The sequence below is a fragment of the bacterium genome, assembly GCA_026708015.1.
Lineage (GTDB): Bacteria > Actinomycetota > Acidimicrobiia > Acidimicrobiales > Bin134 > Poriferisocius.
Window position 1 is genome coordinate 1 of record JAPOVT010000060.1, and the last position, 4,113, is coordinate 4,113.

General features: G+C 66.1%; 6 protein-coding genes. 1 reads left to right on the top strand and 5 read right to left on the bottom strand.

The window, feature by feature from the left end:
* The 3 genes from OXG30_15700 to OXG30_15710 form a co-directional block, all read right to left on the bottom strand.
* Positions 1-234, bottom strand: a 234-nt coding sequence (locus tag OXG30_15700; protein ID MCY4136333.1) for a hypothetical protein, incomplete at its 3' end; no start/stop codon positions are given.
* A gap of 15 nt (positions 235-249) precedes the next feature.
* Complete coding sequence (locus tag OXG30_15705; protein MCY4136334.1) at positions 250-1,326, bottom strand: 6-bladed beta-propeller; 1,077 nt, start codon at positions 1,324-1,326, stop codon at positions 250-252.
* Positions 1,327-1,532: 206 nt separating this feature from the next.
* A complete protein-coding gene (locus tag OXG30_15710) occupies positions 1,533-1,793 on the bottom strand; it encodes a hypothetical protein (GenBank protein ID MCY4136335.1) in 261 nt (86 codons plus the stop codon).
* A 400-nt stretch (positions 1,794-2,193) separates the two neighbouring features.
* Here OXG30_15710 and OXG30_15715 point away from each other — a divergent pair, with 400 nt between their 5' ends.
* Complete coding sequence (locus OXG30_15715; protein MCY4136336.1) at positions 2,194-2,838, top strand: sigma-70 family RNA polymerase sigma factor; 645 nt, start codon at positions 2,194-2,196, stop codon at positions 2,836-2,838.
* Here the strand turns inward: OXG30_15715 and OXG30_15720 are convergent.
* Positions 2,786-3,631 (bottom strand): hypothetical protein, encoded by an 846-nt coding sequence (locus tag OXG30_15720; protein MCY4136337.1) that lies wholly within the window; start codon positions 3,629-3,631, stop codon positions 2,786-2,788. The genes OXG30_15715 and OXG30_15720 overlap by 53 nt on opposite strands.
* Positions 3,632-3,929: 298 nt before the next feature.
* Positions 3,930-4,113, bottom strand: a 184-nt coding sequence (locus OXG30_15725) for a hypothetical protein (GenBank protein ID MCY4136338.1), incomplete at its 5' end; no start/stop codon positions are given.

A 4,113-nucleotide genomic window follows, 5' to 3' on the forward strand; every position in this document is an offset into this window, starting at 1 on the left:
CTTGGCCAGGGGCCGCAGCTGCGGGTCATTCGACCAACGGCAGCGCGACGAACCGATGAAGACGAACACCAGTTCATCACCGGAGTCTTGTCGCGCCATTGGCACATACGCATCCTCCGCGAGTAGCGGGACGCTCCAGCGAACCTCCACCGGCCTCGGAAAGACCCCCAACAGCCCAATCATCGCACCGCCCGCTACGGCCAGCCATGTCCATCGCGTTCCGACGCGCTTCATGATTCTATTCCCCCTTCACTTGTTGCGGGGTGCCAGCCTACGGACTTCCACTCTTGGAATCCCCGTAACCCAATACCCCAGGATGTGGGTGTCGGTGACGTCCGACACGATAGGCAGGCTGGTGGAAATCAACGCTCCGTTGCCGCTGGTTGCGTCCACCAGATAGCTGCGGACTTCGAGCTCCTCCGGTGCGGCCTTTTCTCCCCGGACGGTTTGGTACAGGATGTACCCATCGCCAACCCCCGTCACCGAAACGGCCAAGTCCTTGAGTCCCGATCCGTACGCGATGGAACCCGTGGCGCGTTCCTCGACAATCTGCCCCTGCACGTAGTCCGCGACTCGTGCCGTCCACGCCTCCGAACCGTCGTCCGCGTCGTAGGCCCGCAGCACGGGCAGCGCGTTGAGCGCGTGGACAATCCGCAGCGGATCGCCCGCGCATCCGATCGGTCCGTCGGACAGGAGTTGCCGCGCGAGCGCGTAGGAAGCCTTGTATCCTTGTCCAAAGGTCCTTCCCACATGGGCCGGCTGCAGCGGCACCTCGTGGACCACCGCGTTGCTCTCGTCGTGCCAGACCGACAGGAAAAGCCGGTCGCCAGCCTGGCACAGACCCTCACGCATGTGGAGGTCGGCGGGAAAAGGGTGTCGGCTGGCGTACAGGTACCCGCCGTCCTTTTCCGCGAAGATCTCCAAACGGCGGCGGCTGTCGGCCACCGCTATGCGGTCGCCCGACAAGATGGCGAGAGCGATGGCGTCGCCGAATTCGCCGGGTCCTTCGCCGCTCCGCCCGAACTTGGTCAGGAAACGTCCGACCGGGTCGAACACCGTGACTCGCCGCGCCAGTCGATCCAGGACGACGACATTCCCACCGGCGTCGAACTTGGCGTCCGCAACCCATCCGAAGACCTCTTCGTCGTTATCGCCAGCCTCACCCAGTCTCCCGATGGTGACCACCACTTCGGATCGGCGGAGCGCATCTCGTGCCCCGAGCCAATCATCCAGTTCCTTCCCCGCAAGTCCTGCCGGGACTTCCGACGCACCGACCACCGGGCCGTCAAGGGGAATATTGTCCGGCGTCGGGTGGCTGATCTCCATCGAATCCGCTTCGCAGCCAACCGTCCCGAGACTGGCCGCAGTGTACGCCAGAACGGCCCCAAGGCGGCCGCGAACAGACGCGGCAAATCGCTGGAGGCCCCGTGGCCGGGAGGACGGCCACTGCCCGTCCTCCCGGCCTACGATGTTGGCACCGTCCGCGCCGGGTGAAGGCGCGGCTGCCCCGAAACGAGCGTTCGGCTTCGCCATCATTTCTTTTCGGGACCGTCATCGTGTCCGCACGGCGTCGTCACGCAGTCCCTATGCGGGTCGTCGAGGTTGCAGTAGGTGGCGGCGCCGCCATCGCCATCGCACCAGTCGATCCACAAGAAATTCTTGCAGGTGTCGTACTGGCACGGATGCGGAAGGGCGTTCGCCCGGACGGCGGTACTGCTCACCGCCGTGCCGACGACGAGCGCGCTGGCGAAGAACATCATCGTCAGCCTGAGCATCTTCTTCATCGCGTCCATTTGATCTCTCCTTGATCTTGGAGCGCCGGTCGCGACCCGGTCAACTCCGTGGTTCGGGTGATCCCCCCTTGGGATCGTGCCCTCGCCCTAATAGACAGTGTGAGGCCGAAAAACGTCTCACCGGCCCAGAAGCCCGGATTCGGTGGTTTGTTCGGCTTGTTTTCGGCAAATCGCGCCGGACGGGAAGTTCTTGGCATATTTCGCGGCGGATTTCGGGAACTTCTTCCCCACCGCCGGGAAGTTTCTGCCCTAGCACCGGGAACTTCTTCCCGGACGACTCGGGAACCTTTTGGCACCAAAGTCGTGGAAAAAGTACCCTGTCTGCGCGCTCGTCCCACCGGCAGCTTTAGTGTGCGCTTCGGCCAGCGAGGCGCGGACTCGTGCCGAGAGGAGCAGACGGATGAACCGCAACGGCGGTCGCAGTACCATGGGGGACGGGCGGTGCCGGGACGACGACCTGCTGCTGCGGGTCGAACCGCTTGTCCAGTCGGTCGCCACGCGATTCGCGCGGGACCGGACGACCGCGGAGGAACTCGCGCAGGCCTGCCGCATCCGAATCCATGAGAAGCGGAGACAGTGCCGCGACCCGGAAGCGTTGCTCGGATGGGCGAAGACGCTTTGCCAGCGCGTCTGCGCCGACGCGGTCGGGCGGGACCGGATCGAGCGGGACCGCCTTGTCGAGACCGACGGCGAGGTCACAGCCGCTGCGGACACGGCTCTGGATCCCCTGGCCGCCGCCGAGACCGCCGAGTTGCGGGTTCGGATTGGAAACGCCTTGGCCCGTCTCCCGGACGACCAGCGGCGATTGCTTCTCCTGCGCTACTGGCACGGTCTGAGCGCCAACGACATCGCGCGCCGCGAGAGCCTCCCCGCTTCCACCGTGCGGAACCGGCTGAGGCGTGCGTGCCTGCGGCTGCGGCGCACGCCCGAGCTCGCCTGCTACGCGCCGCGTCGGCCGTCGCTGTGGTCGCAGGGGCCGGGGAACGGTATGATCAACGGATCGAACACCGGCACTCCGCGCGGTCTCGGGGAGGCAGCGCCATGATCCCCGGCCTGTACTTCGAGGAGATTCTCATCCACAAGCTGCTTGCCCGCCCAAGCGACTTCCGGGCGGTCTTCCGCGCATCGCCGGACGCGATGCTCTTGGTCGGGGCCGACGGTCTGCTGAGGGACGCGAACCCCGAGGCCGTCGCTCCCAGAACGGGCAGGGTCGGCAGCATCAGCACAAGCACCGCCGCCAGGACCGGTACGGTCCAGCGCCGCGTGCGCCGCCACTCTGCCCGGAACCCCTCCAGCGCTCCCTCCCAGGCCGTGCCGAACTTGTCGAGGAAAGCGTTGCCGCTCCCGGTAAACCGCTCCACATTGTCGTGGATCGCCAACAGGGCCGTCCCCTGCTTCTTCACGCTCTCGTCGAGGCTCTTCTCGGCCGCATTCAGGTTCTGGATCGACTTGCCCGTCGCGGCCAGAACGGCCTCGATCGCCGCACGGATGTCGCTCACCCACTCCGTCGCCGCCTGGATCGCTGTCGCCGCCTCCTGCAGGTCGGTTCCGGCATCGCCGGTCGTCGTTTCGGCCTGTTTCGGCGCGAGGTCTTCCAGCAGGGCAAGGATACGCTGCTGGCTGGCAGCGAGATCCGCCGTCGTCATGGCAGCAGGATCGGAAGCTGGAACAGACGCGGCCTCGGCGCCGGGTTCGGCGTCTTCCCCGGCATTGCGTTCAGCCGCAGGTGCGTCCGCCGCCTCTGTCCCGCCCGCGCGCCAGCCGATCAGCAGGTCCATGCCGTCGCCGGCGCGGTCCGGCGGGGACGGGTCGTTGCCTCCGTTGTCCTTCGAGGTCATGTCCGCCGTTCCTTTCGCCCTGGCCGCAAAGCGCCGGACAGCATGGACGAGGCCGGGGGGAAATTCATCTCCCGCGACTGGCCGCGACAGATGATATGGCGGTTCCCTGGGAACAGATCCAACAAGGGTTGCGAATACAGGGTTCAGCAGGTTGCTCGATAGCGACCGGCCCGTCCGGATATCGAACCAGCCGGATTCTGACAGGTCAGGGCCATCTTTCTGGCGACAAGCGAAGACGTCCCGGACGCACCCACAATCATGTACGGATGCCGGGACTTGGCCTCACGTGGTCGGGTCGTTACTTCAGCGACAGCAGGGGCGGCGCGCGCAGGCGGGCGAACCAGTGCCGCACCTCCTGCCGGTTGATGTCGGCAATCGGACGACCGGCGAAATGCAGCAGCTGCTGCCTGCGCAGATAGCTGCGGTTCACGCAGAGCGTTCCGGGCTTCCAGAGCCGCTCGCGACGACGGAATGCCGTCTCG

Bases quoted from the DNA above. Each gene is read 5' to 3' on its own strand.
- OXG30_15705 (MCY4136334.1), bottom strand. From the start codon at position 1,326: ATGGAGATCAGCCACCCGACGCCGGACAATATTCCCCTTGACGGCCCG.
- OXG30_15710 (MCY4136335.1), bottom strand. From the start codon at position 1,793: ATGGACGCGATGAAGAAGATGCTCAGGCTGACGATGATGTTCTTCGCC.
- OXG30_15715 (MCY4136336.1), top strand. From the start codon at position 2,194: ATGAACCGCAACGGCGGTCGCAGTACCATGGGGGACGGGCGGTGCCGG.
- OXG30_15720 (MCY4136337.1), bottom strand. From the start codon at position 3,631: ATGACCTCGAAGGACAACGGAGGCAACGACCCGTCCCCGCCGGACCGC.